General features: G+C 60.1%; 13 protein-coding genes and 1 pseudogene. 3 read left to right on the top strand and 11 right to left on the bottom strand.

Annotated features, from left to right (window positions below; genetic code table 11):
* Nucleotides 1–42: 42 nt before the first annotated feature.
* A complete protein-coding gene (locus BGE01nite_RS03540) occupies nucleotides 43–915 on the top strand; it encodes a YicC/YloC family endoribonuclease (protein WP_218032884.1) in 873 nt (290 codons plus the stop codon).
* A 185-nt stretch (nucleotides 916–1100) separates the two neighbouring features.
* Here BGE01nite_RS03540 and BGE01nite_RS03535 read toward each other — a convergent pair whose 3' ends face one another.
* The 11 genes and pseudogenes from BGE01nite_RS03535 to BGE01nite_RS03490 form a co-directional block, all read right to left on the bottom strand.
* Nucleotides 1101–1781: a YggS family pyridoxal phosphate-dependent enzyme gene (locus BGE01nite_RS03535; RefSeq protein WP_146848884.1), complete on the bottom strand. Its 681-nt coding sequence runs from the start codon at nucleotides 1779–1781 to the stop codon at nucleotides 1101–1103.
* Between the two features lie 25 nt (nucleotides 1782–1806).
* Entirely contained in the window at nucleotides 1807–4725 is a 2919-nt protein-coding gene (gene uvrA, locus BGE01nite_RS03530; RefSeq protein ID WP_146848883.1) for an excinuclease ABC subunit UvrA, read from the bottom strand.
* Between the two features lie 75 nt (nucleotides 4726–4800).
* Complete coding sequence (locus BGE01nite_RS03525) at nucleotides 4801–6015, bottom strand: Gfo/Idh/MocA family protein (RefSeq protein ID WP_170266564.1); 1215 nt, start codon at nucleotides 6013–6015, stop codon at nucleotides 4801–4803.
* A 155-nt stretch (nucleotides 6016–6170) separates the two neighbouring features.
* The gene (locus BGE01nite_RS03520; RefSeq protein ID WP_170266563.1) at nucleotides 6171–7160 is read right to left on the bottom strand and encodes a LysR family transcriptional regulator; all 990 of its coding nucleotides are present in this window, start codon (nucleotides 7158–7160) and stop codon (nucleotides 6171–6173) included.
* 93 nt (nucleotides 7161–7253) lie between these two features.
* Nucleotides 7254–9017, bottom strand: a complete 1764-nt coding sequence (locus BGE01nite_RS03515; protein ID WP_146848880.1) for a DUF885 domain-containing protein — start codon at nucleotides 9015–9017, stop codon at nucleotides 7254–7256.
* Nucleotides 9018–9061: 44 nt separating this feature from the next.
* A complete protein-coding gene (tdh, locus tag BGE01nite_RS03510) occupies nucleotides 9062–10090 on the bottom strand; it encodes an L-threonine 3-dehydrogenase (protein ID WP_146848879.1) in 1029 nt (342 codons plus the stop codon).
* A gap of 260 nt (nucleotides 10091–10350) precedes the next feature.
* Nucleotides 10351–11643 (bottom strand): diaminopimelate decarboxylase, encoded by a 1293-nt coding sequence (lysA, locus tag BGE01nite_RS03505; protein WP_146848878.1) that lies wholly within the window; start codon nucleotides 11641–11643, stop codon nucleotides 10351–10353.
* Between the two features lie 216 nt (nucleotides 11644–11859).
* A complete protein-coding gene (locus tag BGE01nite_RS29795) occupies nucleotides 11860–12384 on the bottom strand; it encodes a GNAT family N-acetyltransferase (RefSeq protein ID WP_343203733.1) in 525 nt (174 codons plus the stop codon).
* Between the two features lie 6 nt (nucleotides 12385–12390).
* A pseudogene (locus tag BGE01nite_RS29790) lies at nucleotides 12391–12819 on the bottom strand (MOSC domain-containing protein); the annotation flags it as partial.
* 7 nt (nucleotides 12820–12826) lie between these two features.
* Complete coding sequence (locus tag BGE01nite_RS03495; RefSeq protein WP_146848877.1) at nucleotides 12827–13246, bottom strand: GNAT family N-acetyltransferase; 420 nt, start codon at nucleotides 13244–13246, stop codon at nucleotides 12827–12829.
* Nucleotides 13247–13326: 80 nt separating this feature from the next.
* Complete coding sequence (locus tag BGE01nite_RS03490) at nucleotides 13327–14949, bottom strand: NosD domain-containing protein (protein ID WP_146848876.1); 1623 nt, start codon at nucleotides 14947–14949, stop codon at nucleotides 13327–13329.
* 175 nt (nucleotides 14950–15124) lie between these two features.
* Between BGE01nite_RS03490 and BGE01nite_RS03485 the strand changes: the two genes are divergently transcribed.
* Together BGE01nite_RS03485 and BGE01nite_RS03480 are read left to right on the top strand one after the other, a co-directional pair.
* Nucleotides 15125–15547 (top strand): hypothetical protein, encoded by a 423-nt coding sequence (locus BGE01nite_RS03485; protein WP_146848875.1) that lies wholly within the window; start codon nucleotides 15125–15127, stop codon nucleotides 15545–15547.
* A 250-nt stretch (nucleotides 15548–15797) separates the two neighbouring features.
* A complete protein-coding gene (locus BGE01nite_RS03480; protein ID WP_146848874.1) occupies nucleotides 15798–17873 on the top strand; it encodes a TonB-dependent receptor family protein in 2076 nt (691 codons plus the stop codon).
* Nucleotides 17874–17892: the final 19 nt, after the last annotated feature.

The raw sequence follows: 17892 nt of genomic DNA, 5'->3' as shown, positions 1-17892 counted from the left end.
GCCTGCCGCACCACACGCGGCATTGGTCAGAACATGAAAAGCATGACCGGATTTGGCCGTGGCGAAGCACGGCAGGAAAGCACCAGCACCACCTGGGTGGTGGAGTGCAGCAGCGTGAACCGTAAACAGCTCGAGGTCGGCGTGAGCCTTCCGCGTGATCTGAACGATCTCGAACCGCAGATCCGCAATCAAGTCGCTGCCGTCTGCTCACGCGGCCGTGTGAGCGTGCAGATCCGTTCGGACCAACCTTCGTCCGGAGACAACATGCCCCGCCTCGACCAGATCGTCGCCGCGAAGTACGTGCAGGAGCTCAAGGCCATGGCGAAGCACCTCGGCATCTCCCAGGACATCTCCTTGAGCGAGATCGTGCGTCTCCCCGGCGTGCTCGTTTCCGAAGCCCGCGAGACTGTGGCCGAAGAAGTCTGGCCCGTGCTCCAGCCCGCACTGGAGGCCGCCTTGAAGCAGTTCCTCGAAATGCGCGCTGCTGAAGGCGGTCATCTGCGTGAGGAGATGGAAACCCGTCTTGCCACCATCGAATCCCTCGCGGCGAAGATCGCCGAACTCGCCCCCAGCGTGCCTGCGAATCAGCGCGAGGTCCTCCTCCAGCGTCTCGAGAAAGCCGGCCTGCCTCTGCCTCTCGATGACGAGCGCATCGTCAAAGAGATCGCCCTCTTCGCCGACCGCACTGACATCTCGGAAGAGCTCTCACGCGCCGCCAGCCACGTGAAGCAGTTCCGCGCCTACCTCGCCTCCGACGAACCCGTGGGCCGCAGCCTCGACTTCCTCGTGCAGGAGTTCTTCCGCGAGTTCAACACCATGGGCTCGAAGTGCAACCACGCCGCCATCGCCCACAACGTCGTCGCCGCCAAGACCGAGCTCGAAAAGATCCGCGAGCAGATCCAGAACGTCGAGTAAAGCCCCGAAGTCGCGGCAGCGTCGTGGAGTGCGGTGGGAAGCGCTCAAGCGCGACACCGCTGTGTGCGCAGAGACGTTCTGTGAGCTCGAACGCGTTGCGTGCGCACGAGAGCGGTGTCGACGATGCAAGGGTGCCCTTGCATCTCTGCCACCGCACTCCGGGACGCTCCGCGACACTCGCAGCCTCACCGCCCCCCAAAAATCGCCGTCCCCACCCTCACCAGCGTCGCACCTTCTTCAATCGCGACCTCGAAGTCATGGCTCATGCCCATCGAAAGCACCGGCAGCGGCGCACCACCAATCTTCTCCAGCTCATCCCGCAGCGTCCGCAACTGCACGAAATACTTCCGTGACTGCTCCGGGGTCAGATCAAATGGCGGAATGCACATCAGTCCTTGGATATACAAGCGGTCCAGCCCGTAAAGCTCCTCAAGCTGTTCCCGGATCTGCGTCGCTCCAAACCCATGCTTGGACGACTCCACCGCCACATTGATCTCCAGCAGCACCTTCGGATGCAGCCCCAGCTCCGCGCCAATACGGTTGATGTCCTTGGCGATGTCCAGAGAATCCACTGCCTCGATCATCTCCACCTGTGGCAGAATTTTACGCACTTTGTTAGACTGCAGCGGCCCGATGAGATGCCAGCGCAGCTTCGACGGCAGCAGCGGTCTCTTCAGCAGCACTTCCTGCACACGATTTTCACCAAACAGAAGCTGCCCGGCATCCACCGCCTCTTGAATGACCTCCACAGGCTTCGTCTTCGAAACCGCCACCAGCTCCACACTGCTCGCATCCCTGCCCGCCCGCGTGCAGGCAGTGGAGATGCGTTCACGAATCTGGTTCAGGCGTTCGGCGATGTCAGACATGAAAATGAAAGGGAAATAAAGGGGTTCAGGAATGTTGTTTCAAAAAGCGTCCCGTCGGGCTCTCCGGCACGCGCATCAGATCCTCCGGCGTGCCGCTGGCCACCAGACGTCCGCCTTCATTGCCACCACCCGGGCCGAGATCAATGACCCAGTCCGCGCAGCGGATCACATCCAGATGATGTTCGATCACGATCAGCGTGTTCCCTGCATCACGCAGACGGAAGAGCACACCGAGCAAGGTTTGAATATCCGCAAAGTGCAGACCCGTCGTCGGCTCATCCAGCACATACAGCGTGCGGCCCGTGGCGCGTCGCGCCAGCTCCGCGGAAAGCTTGATGCGCTGCGCCTCACCACCCGAAAGTGTGTTGCCCGCCTGCCCGAGCCGGATGTAGCCGAGACCGCACTCTTCCAGTGTGTTGAGCTTCGCGGCGATCGCACTCGCCTTGCCAAAGAAGCGCGCCGCCTCCGTCACCGTCATCTCCAGGACTTCAGCGATGTTGCGCCCCTTGAAAGTGATCTCTAGCGTCTCGGCATTGTATCGCTTTCCCTGGCAGTGATCACAGGTCACATACACATCCGCAAGGAAGTGCATGTCGATCTTGATCTGTCCATCACCTTGGCACTTCTCACAGCGACCACCTGCTGTGTTGAAACTGAAGCGACCCGAGTCATACCCACGCACACGCGCCAGCGGCAGTTGCGAAAACAGCTCGCGAATGGCCGTGAAGGCACCTGTGTAAGTCGCCGGATTGCTGCGTGGACTGCGACCGATCGGCGATTGATCGATGACCACCACCTTGTCGAAATTCTCCAGGCCCGTGATGCGCTCATGCTTGCCCGGCTCATCCTTCGCGCTGTAAAAATGCCGCTGCAGTGCGCGCATGAGCACCTTGTTCACCAGCGTGGACTTGCCACTACCCGAAGGCCCTGTAACACAGGTGAAGCAGCCGATCGGGAAGGTCGTCGTGACAAACTGTAGGTTATGCTCCGTCGCGCCATGAATGGTCAGTGCATGCGCACCACCCTCAAACAAGCTGCGCTCTGGCGAGATACGGCGCGACGGCGCCTTGATCTTCAGCGTCTCGCTCAAGTAAGCCCCGGTGATGCTTTCCTTCAGCGCCATGACCTCCGCCGGTGTTCCCTGTGCCGTGATCTTGCCACCATGCACACCGGCCGCAGGCCCGAGCTCGATCACATGATCCGCCGCGCGCATCATCGCCTCATCATGCTCCACCACAAGCACGGTGTTCCCGAGATCACGCAACCTCAGCAGCGTGCGGATGAGTCTCTCCGTGTCTGCCGGATGCAGGCCGATGCTCGGCTCATCCAGCACATACAACACGCCTGCCAAACCCGCGCCGATCTGCGTGGCCAGGCGGATGCGCTGCATCTCGCCCCCGGACAGCGTGCCACTCTCGCGATTCAAGCCAAGATACCCCAGCCCCACCTGCTCCAAAAACTCCAGCCGCTTCACGATCTCCTTCTGCAGCTCACCCACATACGCGCGCTGATGCTCCGTCATCTCGAGTGCCTGCATCCACACCAGCGCATCCTTGATTGGCAGCGAGCAGAAGTCGTGGATACTCAAACCGTTCTCGGTTCTCAGTTCTCGGTTCTCAGTTTCAGACAACCGTGAACCGCGAACTGCGAACTGTGAACTAAGCTTCACCGCCAAAGATTCCTTTCGGAGTCTGCGCCCCTCACACGTCGGACAGGGCAGCGGATTCATGAAGCGTGAGAGCTGCGTGCGTAGCACATCACTCTCCGCATTTTCATGCAGTCGCTTCGCCTCGTTCAGCAGACCTTCATACGGTTTGGCCAGGCTGCGCTTCGTGCCGCTGGTGGCCCAGCCGGTGGAAATGGCCTCTTTGCCACTGCCATGAAACAGCGCGTCTTTAAAGGCCTTCGGCAGCGCTTTGAAAGGAGCCTCCATCGAAACGCCAAAATGCTTCGCGAGTGCCTCGACACCGCGCTGGTGAATCAGTTTCAGCTTCGGATTCCGCGCCCACCAGCTCTTCACCGCGCCATCTTTAAGAGAGGCCTCCACATCCGGCACGATCAAGCCAGGATCCGGAGCCATGAGCGAGCCCACACCTTCACAGGTCGGGCAGGCACCCACGTGCGTGTTGAAGGAAAAATGCTGCGGCGTCAGCTTCTCCATCAAATAGCCCGTGCGCGGATTCGCATACGATGTCGTGAAGGCCATCACCTCTTCCTTGCCTTCACCGCCGATGAGGAACTGCACCTCGCGCTCATTCCACTTCAGCGCCGCCTCGATGCTCTCCATGAGCCGCTGGCGCACACCCTCGCGAATGACGAGGCGATCCACCACGATCTCGATCTGATGCTCCACACCACGCTCAGGTTTCAGCGCATCATCCAGCTCCACGATCACACCATCCAGACGCACACGCACAAAGCCCTGCCGCCTCAGTTTTTCAAACGTGGCCTTCAGCGCATCCGTCTCCTGCGGCTCCAGAGGCGCCAGCACCACGCAGCGCGTGCCTTCCGGCAACTCCAGCACACGTGAGCCAATCTCCGCCGGTGTGTTCTTCACCAGCGCCTCGCCGGTTTCCGGATCATGCGGCTGCCCGGCCACGGCATACAGCACGCGCAGATAGTCATAGATCTCCGTGACCGTGGCGATGGTGCTGCGCGGATTCGGCGTGCTGTGCACCTGCTCGATCGCGACCGCCGGTGACAGCCCTTCAATGAAGTCCACATCCGGCTTCTCCAGCTGGTCCAGGAACTGCCGCGCATACGCAGACAGGCTCTGTACATAGCGCCGCTGCCCTTCCGCATACAGCGTGTCAAAGGCCAACGATGACTTCCCGCTGCCACTCACCCCCGTGAGCACGACCAACTGATGCCGAGGAATGTCGACATCAATGTTTTTGAGGTTGTGCTGCCGCGCGCCACGCACGCGGATGAGATCCTGAGCCATGCCTGCATGAAGAGGCGGCCTCCCGCAGGTGCAAGCATGAAAAGCATCAGCTTGCACCTGCCGGGCTCATTGGGCTCACGCCTTCAGACCATCCAGATTCATCTTCACCGGCTTCGCGTCACGGATGAATTCATCCCAGGTCACGCTATGTCCGGCCTTCGCGGCAAACTCGCCGAACAGTGTGAGCAAGGTCGTCTCCACCGCACCTTCAATCGTCGGATTGCCCTTCGGATCCTTGGCCGCGATGGCCGCACGGAAGGACTCCACATTGTTCACGGAGCCGCTGCGATAGAGGTTCTTCGACTCACCACCGGCCCAAAAATTTTCCTTGCCGCCGCGAATCATCACACGACCGCCGAACTTGCTGGTGAAAGCACCTTTGTTGCCGACGAAGCGGTTGTCGCAAAGGAAGGGCGAGCCCCAGGCCGCATACTGGCGGGAGGCAAAGGTGACCGTGCCCTTCTGGAACTCAAACAGCAGCGCGAAGTGGTCAGACACATCGCCCACATTGTCCGGACGACCACCGCGACCACAGGTGCCGCTGATGCGTGTCGGACGCCCAAAGGCCCAGCTCACGATATCGAGCGCATGAATGTTCTGCTCGGTGATGATGTCACCCGCGAGATCGCGGTGACGGATCCAGTTCTTCAAGCGGCCCTCAGGCGTGTTGTCCTCCTCGGACTGTAGCGGAATGAGATCCGCCTCATAGTGGCACTCGCCAAACATGAGGTCACCAATCGCGCCTTCATGGATGCGCTTCATACCTTCCTGGAAAAACTCATCGCCACGGCACTGCACATCTGCGAGCACCACAATGCCCTTCTTCGCCGCATCCTTCGCGAGCTGGCGGATCACCTCACAACCCGCCACATCGATGGCCACTGGCTTCGCGATGAGCACATGCTTGCCTGCCGCCACGGCATCGATGGCCTGCTGCACATGAAAACCTGGAGGGCTGTGAATCGCCACCGCGTCCACATGCTCCAGCATCTTCTTGTAGCCATCGAGACCCGTGAACTGCTGGTCCGCCGCCACACCAAATTTTTCGCCAAAAGTCTTCACGCGATCCTCAAAGTAGTCACAGGCCGCCGTGAGCTTGAAACCAGGGTTTTCCGCGATGATGCCCGAGACAAAGGTGCCGCGACCGCCGCAACCAATATTGCCGATTTTGAAGACGGGACCGTCATAGGGGAGCTTGGCGGGATCAGCAGCCTTGTCGGCCGCCTGCGCGGCAAACTGACTGGCAAGAGAGGCAATGCCTGTGGCTTGGAAAAAGGAGCGGCGGTTCATGATATGGGTTTCGTTTGTTAGGGTTAGCATCAACGCCAGGTGGAGGGGATGCCTTTGGCTGTGGGTTAATAAATAATGAATCAATCACGCTGTCATTCGTCTACGCCTAATGGCAGATCGGCACCATGGATGAGGGGTCCATGACATGGTCACTCTTACTGAAAGGTCTTCATCACCAGCTCGCGGAAGGCCCGCACATGCGGCGGCTCAAAGCGCCCTTTGCGCTGAACCAAAAATGCTTCTTCGTAGCCAAAGAGCGAGGCCACATCACGGAAGACGATCTCGGTCTCGCCAGCGGCAGGCTTCGGTGGCTTCAAGCTGGCCGCGCTGGTGCCGATGGCAATGCCGAAGCCGATGGACACATAGTTCAGCAGCAGCGCACGGCTTGTGGAGGTCATCGTCACATTCATCTTATCCTCCAGCCCGGCCTTCCTGAAGACCTGGCGGATCTGACGGTGCGAGCTGCTCTCCTCAGGGGCCAGCACGAGCGGGTGGCTGGCGATGTTCGCCAGGGTCACCTGCCGTGCACGTGCCAGCGCATGATCCGCCGGACACATGAGATGGAAGGTGTGTCGCGTCAGTGGGAGGCATTGAAACTGCGGCATCGGCTCATCTCCTGGCGCCATGCCCATGATGGCCAGGTCAGCCCCGTCCTGCTCGATGATCTCTCGGGTCAGGTAGGAAGGCCGGTCCAGCAGCACGATCTTCACATTCGGATGATTCTTCCGATACAGGATGATGGGCTTCCGCAGCGCGCCAGAGAGCATGGCAGGAGTAGCCGCGAGAGTTAGAGTGCGTGCGGCGTTGTTCCGCCGATCCTCAAACATGGCGCGAAGACCATCAAAGGACTCCACCAACGGCGCCGCCAGATCCACCAGCGCACGGCCATCTTCCGTCAGAGCCATCTTGGAGCCCTCTGCCACCACCAGCTGCACACCATACTCATCCTCCAGCGAACGAATCTGCTGCCACACTGACGGCACCGCGAGGTCCATGGCCGCTGCGGTTGCCGCAAAACTGCCACGGCGTGACAGCTCCACCAGCGAGCGGATCTGCCGGAAGCGCACCTCTTTGAAATAGCGGCGTGCGGGAGACTCAACGGCAGCTTCGGTGCCGGCGGATGCGTTGCGCTTGGCTTTGCTCATTTGGCCAAGACTAACGGCAGGCTTGGATGGAAGCAAGGGGTGAAGAGACGTCATGGGGGCGGCAGAGAGGAAATATGGGGCGGCTTCATCGGCTCACTGGGCGCTTTCGAGCTTCACCTTCTGGATGTGCTCGCGCACCCGCAGTTGCAGCACCTCCAGCGGCACAGCACCGCTCAGCAGCACCACATCATGAAAGGCGCGCAAGTCGAAGCGATCGCCTAGAGCCAACTCCGCCTCAGTCCGCAGCTCGCGGATCTTGAGCTGGCCGATCTTGTAGGCCAAGGCCTGGCCTGGCCAGCCGATGTAGCGGTCGATCTCGTTGACGATGTCCTGCTCGGATTTCGGCGCATGATCCCGGAAAAAGGCGATGGCCTTTTCGCGGCTCCAGCGCAGCTCATGAATGCCCGTGTCCACCACCAGACGCACCGCGCGCCACATGTCATAAGTGAGCTGGCCAAACTTGTCATAGGGGTCGTCGTAGAGGCCCAGTTCATCACCCAGGCTTTCGCAGTAGAGCGCCCAGCCCTCGACATAGGCAGTGAACTGCAGCTGGCGGCGAAACTTTGGCAGCTCTCCCTGCTCCTGTGCCAGCGCGATCTGAAAATGATGACCGGGAACGGACTCGTGGAGAGAAAGCGCCATCATCTCCCACTTCGGCCTCGTCTCCGGCTTGAACAGATTCACAAAGAAAGTGCCTGCACGTGATCCGTCAGGCGCCGGTTCGCGATAGTAAGCGGTGGTGGTGTGCGGCGCGATTTTATCAGGGATGGACTTCACCCCGTAAGGCATGCGCGGCATGGCACGGAAGAGCTTCACCAACGTGGGATCAATGCGCTTCGACATGGCCTCATAGCCGAGCATGAGGTCTCCGGATGAAGCATAAAAGAAGCGCTTGTCGGTGCGGAGATGCTCAAAGAACTGCGCCAGCGTACCGGGGAACTTCACCTGCGCCTTCACCTTCTCCATGGCTGCGGTGATGCGCTCCACCTCACGCAGCCCAATCTCGTGAATCTCACGCGGCGTGAGAGCCGTGGTGGTAAAGTGCCTCGCCAGATGCGCATAGCACGCCGCGCCTTGCGGATGCTGCCATAGACCCACTTCGTCATAACAAGCAGGCAGATACTCCTGCTTCAAAAAAATCTTCAAACGCTCAAAGGCTGGAATGACCTGCTCAATGGCTGCTTTCGCGCCTTCAGCTCTCAGACGGCTCTGATCCGCCCCCGAGATGGCGGATGGCATTCTTTCAAATCGGGCCAGAAACGGATGCTTCGCCACCTCTCCCGCGATCTGCCCATCCACCTGCTCGAGCACGGGCTCGATCACCACCTTCGGCTGCAGGATGCGCAGGCGGATTCCCTCGCGCATGAGGGCGATGGTTTGATCCATGTAGGCTGGAAAAGCCCGCATCCTGGCGATCCAGTCTTCATAGTCCTTCACGGTGTCAAAGCGCAGTGCATCCGCGAGCTCGTCACTGGTCTGGATGCCGCCACGGCGGTTGATGGGCATCAGATGGAGCCGGAACGGCACCCCCTCCAGTTCATCGCGGAGCTGCCTAACTAACAGATCGTAATTAAGCTGGTCCGCCTCGCTCAACGCGGCACGATTCATCGCCTCCAGTTCGTTCAAGAGCTGCCGTTGGTGCTCGTTACGAGCCTCGATGGCCGTGGCGCTGATGTCTTCCCAGCGGTCATTCCAGCGCCGGTCACCCAACGAGGATGCCCAGGTCGGTGATTGCTCCATCATCCACTCCCACTCGCGATCCAGCAGCGCACGGAAGTCTGCGGCCTTGGCGGACGGCGTGAGTGCGAGCAGCAGCGCGCCCAAGATGACGACGGAATGGAAAGCTAGAGAGCGCATGATTTCAGCCTGAGATGATAGGCGGGTTCGAAAATGAGATGAATCTATGAGGCCCAGTCGAGCACCACCTTGCCGCAGTTTCCGGACTCCATGGCGGCGAAGCCCTTTTCAAAGTCGGTGTAGTGGAAGCGATGTGTGATCACCGGCTTGATGTTCAGCCCGCTCTCCAGCATCACGCTCATGTAGTACCACGTCTCATACATCTGGCGGCCGTAGATACCCTTTACGGTCAGCATGTTGAAGATCACCTTATTCCAGTCGATGGCGATCTGCTCGCTCGGAATCCCGAGCATGGCGATCTTCCCGCCGTGGCACATGTTATCAATCATGTCGCGGAAGGCCGTCGCATTGCCGCTCATCTCCAGGCCCACATCGAAGCCTTCTTTCATGCCGAGCTGCTTCTGCACCTCGGTGATGCTCTCGTTCTTTACATTCACCGCCCGCGTCGCGCCCATCTGGCGTGCAAGATCGAGCCGATAGTCATTCACATCCGTGATCACCACGTGCCGCGCGCCTGCGTGCTTCACGACCGGAATCGCCATGATGCCGATCGGGCCTGCGCCAGTGATGAGCACATCCTCGCCAAGACATTCAAAGGCCAGCGCGGTGTGCACTGCATTGCCAAAGGGATCAAAGATGCTCGCCACCTCCTCATCCACTCCATCGCGATGATGCCAGACATTCGTCATCGGCACGCTGATGTATTCCGCAAAAGCTCCCGTGCGATTGACCCCGATGCCCACCGTGTCTTTGCAAAGGTGACGGCGGCCCGCGAGGCAGTTACGACAGCGCCCGCAGACCACATGTCCTTCCGCGCTCACGATCTCACCCGCATGGAAGTCATTCACGTTGGAGCCGACGGCGATGACCTCGCCCACAAACTCATGCCCCACCACCATCGGCACCGGGATGGTCTTCTGCGCCCAGGCGTCCCACTTGTAGATGTGCAGGTCCGTGCCGCAGATGCCGGTCTTGCGCACCTTGATGAGGACATCATTGATGCCGACTTCGGGCTCCGGGACATCCTGGAGCCACAATCCGCGCTCTGCTCTGGCTTTGACGAGTGCTTTCATGGTTGTGTGGTATATTGGACGCACATCCGGTAAATTGGCAAGAAGTATTTTATCCCGGACACCGCAGTCGCGAAGCGTCCCCAACGTACCACCCCATTCCAATGGGGTGTTTCCCCGCCATCTCACTCCACGACCCTGGAGTCCGTAGCCTCCGGCGAAGGACTCTCCACCACTCCACCACTCTCAAACGCAGTTCACCCGCTCACAGCCAAAGCCATGAGCGGGTGAAAACAGTTTTCGTTAGACCAATCTACCTAGACTCAGACCACATGCTCGCCCTTGAGCACATCATCCAGAGTCTGGCGGTCACGCACCACGTGGGCCTGGCTGTCATCCACGAGGATCTCGGCAGGCATCGGGCGGGTGTTGTAGTTGGAGGCCATGCTGAAGCCATAGGCGCCAGCGCTCATCGCGGCGATGTAGTCCCCGGCCTTCACCGGAGCCACTTCACGATCCTGCGCCAGGTAGTCACCCGTCTCACAGATCGGGCCGACGATGTCGACTTTCTCCACTTCGCCTTCAACCTGCTTCAGCGGCACGATCTGGTGCCAGCCTTCATACAGCGTCGGGCGGATGAGGTCGTTCATGCCGGCGTCCACGATCTTGAAGATCTTGGCACCGCCGCGCTTCTCAAACAGCACCTGCGTGAGGAGCGCTCCTGCATTACCCACCATAAAGCGGCCTGGCTCGCAGAGGATGCGGATGCCCAGCGGCTTCAGCAGCGGAACCACGGAATCGGCATACTTCTGGATCGTCAGCGGATGCTGCTCGGCGCTGTTTTTCTCCCACCAGCCAGCGTCACCGGAGTCGAGGCTCTGGCGGTAGTTGATGCCGATGCCGCCACCGATGCTGAAGAACTGCAGGTTATACTTCTCCTTCATCTCAGCCACGAGCGGGCTCACCTTCTTCACGGCTTCCACAAAGGGATCCACGCTGGTGAGCTGGGAGCCGATGTGCATCTGCAGGCCCTTGATGATGAGATTCGGCATCTCATTGGCGATGCGCGCATACACCGCGCCGATGCGGTCGAAATCGATGCCGAATTTGTTCTCGCTCTTGCCTGTCGTGATCTTGGCGTGAGTCTTCGCGTCCACGTTCGGGTTCACGCGCACGGCCACCGGGGCCTTCTTGCCCAGCTTGCCCGCGACTTCATTGATGAACTCGAGTTCAGCCTCGGACTCCGCATTGAAACAGTAGATGCCCTGGCTCAGCGCATACTCGATCTCGTCACGCGTCTTGCCCACACCGGCGAAGGTGCACTTGCTGGCGTCACCACCGGCCTTGATCACGCGGTAAAGCTCGCCTGCGGAGACAATGTCGAAACCGCCGCCCAGCTTCGCGATGGTGGAGAGTACGGAGAGGTTCGAGTTCGCCTTCACCGCGTAGCAGATCAGATGGTCCAGCTCACCGAGCGCCGCGTCGAGACGCGTGAAGTGGTCGGTGATCGTGCCTTTGGAATAGACGTAAAGAGGGGTGCCGTGTTTCTCCGCCAGCGACTGAAGGCTGACGTTTTCACAGAAGAGCTGACCCTGGTTGTAATGGAAGCGGTGCATACGAAGGGCGCGCTAGATAGGCGGAAAGCGTTCATGCGCAAGGGCGCGCATGGCCCAAGCCATCAGGCCAGACCGGGATTCGGCACTCCGGCGCGTGCTCAAACTCACCCATGAATCGCAGATGAAACCCCATTGGAATGGGGTTCTACGTCCGGCCCCGTCGTACCACCCCATTCCAATGGGGTGGACGGAGTCCAAGGGATCTTGAATCCTCCCTCAAACCCGCCGGTAATAATACGTCGTGCTGCAAAGCCCGCCCTCTGGGAACAAAGCGAAGTCCGGGATATCTCCCACCCGCACCCAGCCCAGGCGCTGGTACAGCCGCTCCGCATCCCCGCCGGTCACGCAATCGAGCACCAGCAGCGTCTTCCCGCTTTCCCGTGCCGCAACCTCCGCCGTACGCATCAGCAACTCACCCAGACCCTGTCGCCTGGCCCGACGACGCACCAGCATCTTCGCCAGATCCGCGCGGTGCGGCTGATTCTCCGGTAGGTCAAAGATGAGCTGCACAGTGCCGCAGATCCCTTCCGCATCCTCCGCCACCATCAGTGCCCGCTTGCCTGCCGAGACATCCGCAGACACCTTTTGCCAGAAGGCCAGTGCACGCTCCCGGGTGAGTGGCTGCATGAAGCTCACCGAGGCACCACCTTCCACGCAGTCCATCAGCACATCGGCTAGCTGCGCGATCTGGGTTTCATCCACCGCATTCAAACGACGAAGACGAAGAGGCAAAGGCTCCACGGCATCTCCCACGCGGATCACACCATCACTGAGAAGGTTCGCACGCAGGCCGCCCTTGTCCGCCAGCGGCTTGAGGAGTTCCTTGCCCGTCACACGATCCAGATGCGTGCACGGCGGACAAAGGCGGATGCCCTCAACGAGCACCTCACCCACGCGAAACTGCCTGCCCACAAGTTCGTTCAGACGAATCCCGGAGGTCACCAGATTCCGCCGCGCTTCTTCGGCAGAAAGCTGCAACTCCGCCAACACTTCGGCCTCGATCAGCGTGACCTCTCTTCCGGGACCCTTCGGATCCGCCCCAGAGAAGGTGCCAGCGTTTTCATAATAGCGATCTCCCACCAGCCCGCGATTCGCCCGCGCCTCCACTTCGCTAACGCTGTGAGGCAGCACGGTGGCTGCAGGAGAGATGTGAATGGCTGTCAGTCGAGGGTTCATATCAAAATCATGACCATGCTTGGGTGGGCCGCTTCATGCAGACATAGGGATGCTCGGCAAAGCCGTGCTGCTCATAAAAGGCCGCCGCGTCTTTCGTGATCAACAATTGGCTCGTCCGCACCAGGTCCGGATGCGCCATCAGCACCTCCAGCATCCACGTGCCGAGTTTCTGCCCGCGACACTCCTCCGCGATGACGAAGTCACAGATGTAGGAGTTCACTGAATGATCCGTGATCGCCCGCACAAAACCCAGCGTCTTCTCACCTCGCATCAAAGCGAGGCAGGTCGAGCTCCTCAGCGACGCCGCGATCTGCTCCACACCGCGATGAGAAGCCCAGTACGTGTTTTGAATCAATGCCGCGATGGCAGGCACATCAAAACGGTTCTGTTCGTCCGTGAGAATGAGATCGTCGCGAGTGAGGAGCATTCGTCTGACTATGCAGACAATCTCACGCGAAGCAAAGAACTCGCGCGGGATCACCTTCTCCAATGGTGGTATGGATGTGACTATCTCCGCCCGTGATTAAAATCCACCGCCTTGATCACGGTCTTCGCGCCGGGATTTTGGTCGACGAGGGTGTTCGTGCAGGTCGGGTCGACGACGATGGTCGCGCTTTTGGTTCGGAAGATGTTGCCGGTGAAGAGGATGTCTTTGCCGTTGGGGGCAAAGGTCACGGCTTCATCGGGGGCGGATTCGCCGAGGATGAAAATGTTATCACGCACAATGGCGGGGCCATAGGTGGCACCGGGTTCATAGAGCGTGAAGTAGAGCTCGGGGAACGTGCCGGGTTTCGCGGTTTGATAGGCGATCCTTCCGCGGCGCATATCCGTCTCGTTCTTCGTGGTGTTGTTAATGAAGACATTCCCCGTCATGACGAAATTCACAGGCTGGTTGATCCAGGCACCACGACCGCCATTGCGGAAGGTGTTGCCGGTCATGGTCACGTCCGTGCAGCTTTTCTCCACGCTGATCACGCGGCTGCCGTTCGTGCCATCCACGAGGTTGCCGGTGATGGTGGCGTTCTGGCAATACTCCGCCAGGAAGAAGGCGCCCATGCGGCTGCCGATGATGTGGTTGTTCGCAAACACCACATTGCGGCAGCGCTGGATATGCATCGTGTCGCCAATGGCACTAAGCTGGCAGCCCGTGACCCGCACATCGCGTGCGCCAACGATATCAAACGCACCTTTCCCCGGGCCGCTGCCCGTGGGCGCATAAGCCCCGAGATAGGTGCCGCTGATGTTGAAGGCCAGCTGGCCTCCGCCAGCATCTTTAAATCGGATCGCCTCTCCTTGCGGCTTGTCGGCGATCTTGATGAAATCCTTCCCTGAATCGACCACGAAATACTGGCGGCCGCGAATGATGTTGTTAGGCAATTTTTCACCCATGAAGGTCAGTGCTTCCTTCGGCTCGTCATTCACACTCACAGCGATGGGCCGCACGGTGTTGTCCAGCTTCACGCGGTCATCACCCGCAGTGATCGTGATCTCGCGCACCAGATCCATGCGGAAGTACTTCTTGGCACGCTCCACTTCCCAGGGTTCATAAGCCTCCGGGAAGGTCATGATCTGCCAGAGGTAGCCGTAGTCCCACATGAACTTGCCGCTGCGCAGCAGCGTGCAGCTCTCCACCGCCACGCGCTCGGCATAGGAGGTCACCTCGTTCTCCTTTTTTCCATACAGGCCATGTACACCCACCACGGCTCCAGCCATGCCGTTGGATCTCACATCGCGGAAGAAGATGTCATGCGTGCCGCCTTCTTTCGTGGTCGTGATCTCGATGCCCTTCGTGTTCGCATTCGGCTCCCACACATTGTCCTTCTTCGCCGGATCAAACACATGCCCGATGAACTCGCCGCCCTGCCATGTGAAGTGCGTGATGTTCTCTCCAGCAAACAAAACCAGGCGTGCCTTGTCTGGCAGTGTCTCCGGCAAAATGAAGCGCGCCCCATGCGCAAACACGGTCATGTTTGAAGCCAGTGGCAGAGGCTTCACTCCCTCGAGATGATAGTCTCCAGCCGGAATCGTCACCGTACCGCCTTTCGCTAGCAGCTTGCACAAGCGCGCGGAATCATCCGCATGACTCAGGCCGAGGAGAACAGGCAGGAGGAAGAGAGCACGAAGGTTCATGGTTGATCCTAAACGATTCCGCCTACCAGATTCCCGCGTCAAAGTCTATGTGAAATACGACCAGGGCCATCGTCGGCAGGTCATCCACCTTGACCACATTTCCCCATCTCTTATGAACCCGGCACGAAACGAGTTTTGACATTCGTCCGCGACTGGTCTCTTTTATTTCTCCCGCATGTCCTCCCGACTGAACCAGCATCACTGCCTTGCCCGCTTCGCGCGCGGACTGGTCGTGCTGGCGCTGTGTGTCTCCATCGGGCTGCACTGGGTGGTCTTGCAATCCGCCGCCTGGGTGGGCATGGCCGTGACTTATTCCGTGGAGAAAGGTGTGGTCACGGGCCTCAGCGAGACCTTTGACGGCGAGCACCCCTGCCCCATGTGTAAGCTGGTGAACAAGGGTGTGAAGAGCGAGCAGACACCTGCGGATGGCCAGACACCACCTGCCAAGGTGAAAGAGCTGAAACTCACGCTGGCCCTGGTTTCTGTTCCAACGTTTGTTTTTCCTTCTGAGACACCGCAGGCCTGGAGCACGGTCTCCAGCATCGCTGCGGCACGTCATGAACGTCCGGTGACTCCACCGCCTGAGGCAGGCTGCTGATCCCTGGAGCACTGCGTTCAGGCATCGACTGAGTTTCCCTGCCATCACGTTTCCGGGACATGTCCCGGCAGTCGTGGGCCCAGTGGAGACATCATCACTGACCTGCCCGTTCCGGCTGAAGCCGGGGGCTCCCAGAGATCCATCAATCCATCCGGCACGCCGCTGCTTTGGCGGTGTCATCGCACATGCATTGCGCCCGTTGGCGCCCACGTGCCGTGCTTCCAGCCCTCCCGTCACCTGACCTGTCTTCATGAAATCTTTCCTACCTCTTTTCGCGCTTGTCAGCGCACCTCTCACCTTGGCGGCCCAGGAGCCGCAGAACGTCGAAACCCTGCCGACCATCACCGTCACAGCGGATCGAGAATCCCTTACCACACCGACGCTCGAGACCAAGCGCGAGCTGATGAATGCCACCATCCCCGGCGGTGTGGCCGTCGTGGATGCGGAGGACTACAAACGCGGCCGCGCCTCCACTTTGAAGGATGCGCTCGACTTCGCTCCCGGTGTGTTCATCCAGCCGCGCTTCGGTGCGGAGGAAAGCCGGCTGTCCATCCGAGGCTCCGGCGTGCAGCGCACCTTCCATGGTCGCGGCATCAAGCTGCTGCAGGATGGCTCGCCGCTGAACCTCGCGGATGGTGGTTTTGACATGCAGGCCGTGGAGCCCATGGCAGCCAGCTATGTGGAGGTCTATCGTGGTGCCAACGGCCTGCAATACGGCTCCACCACGCTGGGCGGCGCGATCAACTTCGTCTCCATGACCGGCCATGATGCCCCTGCCGCCCAGGCGCGCGTGGAGGTGGGCAGCTTTGACACGCTCCGCACCCAGCTCAGCTCCGGTGGTGTTTATGGCGACAACGACTACTATGTCAGCCTAACCACAAGTTTCAGCAACGGCTTCCGCGATTACAGCCAGCAGTCCAGCCAGCGCTTGTTTGCGAACATCGGCCACCGCATCAGCGATGCCATCGAGACACGCTTCTACTTCACCTATGTGAACACGGACTCAGAGCTGCCGGGCTCCATCACCAAGGATCAGTTCCAGCGCAATCCGCAGCAGGCGAATGCAGGCAACGTGGCCGGCAGGCAGAAGCGTGACTTCCGCCTCTTCCGCATCGCGAACAAAACCACGATCACGGATGGCGACACGCAGACACTCACCGTCAGCAGCTTCTGGTCGTGGAAGGATCTCGATCATCCGATCTTCCAGGTCATCGACCAGCTCAGCAACGACCTCGGCATCGATGTGCGCTATGACAACACGGCCACACTCTTCGGTCATGACAACCACTTCACCCTCGGTCTCGGCGCGGTGTATGGCGTCACTCAGGACAATCGCTTCCTCAACATCGGCGGCAGACGCGGTGCGCGCACAGCGGACAACGAGCTGACCTCCTCCAACGTGGACCTGTATTTGCAGGACACCTTCCATCTCACCGACACCTTCTCGCTCGTTCTCGGCGCGCAGGGCACCTTTGCCAGCCGTGAGTTTGATGAGGAGACGATCTTCGGCGCGGACAACACCGCCTCCCGTGACTACTGGGGCTTCAGCCCGAAGGCCGGCGTGATCTGGGAGCCGCAGAAGGACAAGCAGGTGTTTGTGAATGTGAGCCGCAGCTTTGAGCCGCCTTCCTTTGGCGAGCTCACCGCCGCCGGTGCCGCACCGGGCCTGGTGGACCTCAGCGCTCAATGGGGCACCACGGTGGAGGTCGGCACACGTGGCCGCACGGACCGCATGCGCTGGGACCTCGTCTGGTACTACTCCTGGATCGATGACGAGCTTCTCGCCCTCGGCATTCCTGGCGTGAGCGCCACGCAGACCGTGAATGCCGGACGCACCATCCACCAGGGCATTGAAGCCGCGCTGGATGTGGATCTCGCCCGCGGCCTCTTCGCCCAGGCGGACGGCGACAAGAAGGGCGACCGCGTGCTGCTCCGCCAGACCTATCTCCTCAATGACTTCCGCTTCGATGGTGATGGTGCGTTTGGCGACAACGACCTGCCCGGCGTGCCGCGCCACTACTACCGTGCGGAGCTGGTCTATGAGCATCCCTGCGGTTTCTATGCAGGTCCGAATGTGGAGTGGGCACCACAGTCTTACTTCGTGGACCTGGACAACACCCAGAGCGCTGGCGGCTATGCCTTGTTGGGCTTCAAGTTAGGCGTCCGCCGCCCAAAAGGCCCTTCCTTCTTCGTCGAAGTGCGCAACCTGCTGGACCAGGACTATGTGGCCACCACCGGCGTGTTCAAAACGGCAACCCCGGCCACCGCCGCTTACTTCCCGGGTGATGGCCGTGCCGTCTACGCGGGCGTGGAATGGAAGTGGTGACCTCTCATCTCTCAAAATA

The organism is Prosthecobacter gellanilyticus, from assembly GCF_007992435.1.
Classification (GTDB): domain Bacteria; phylum Verrucomicrobiota; class Verrucomicrobiia; order Verrucomicrobiales; family Verrucomicrobiaceae; genus Prosthecobacter; species Prosthecobacter gellanilyticus.
Note: the sequence above shows the minus strand (reverse complement) of the source record. Positions and strands in the feature narration are given on the sequence as shown.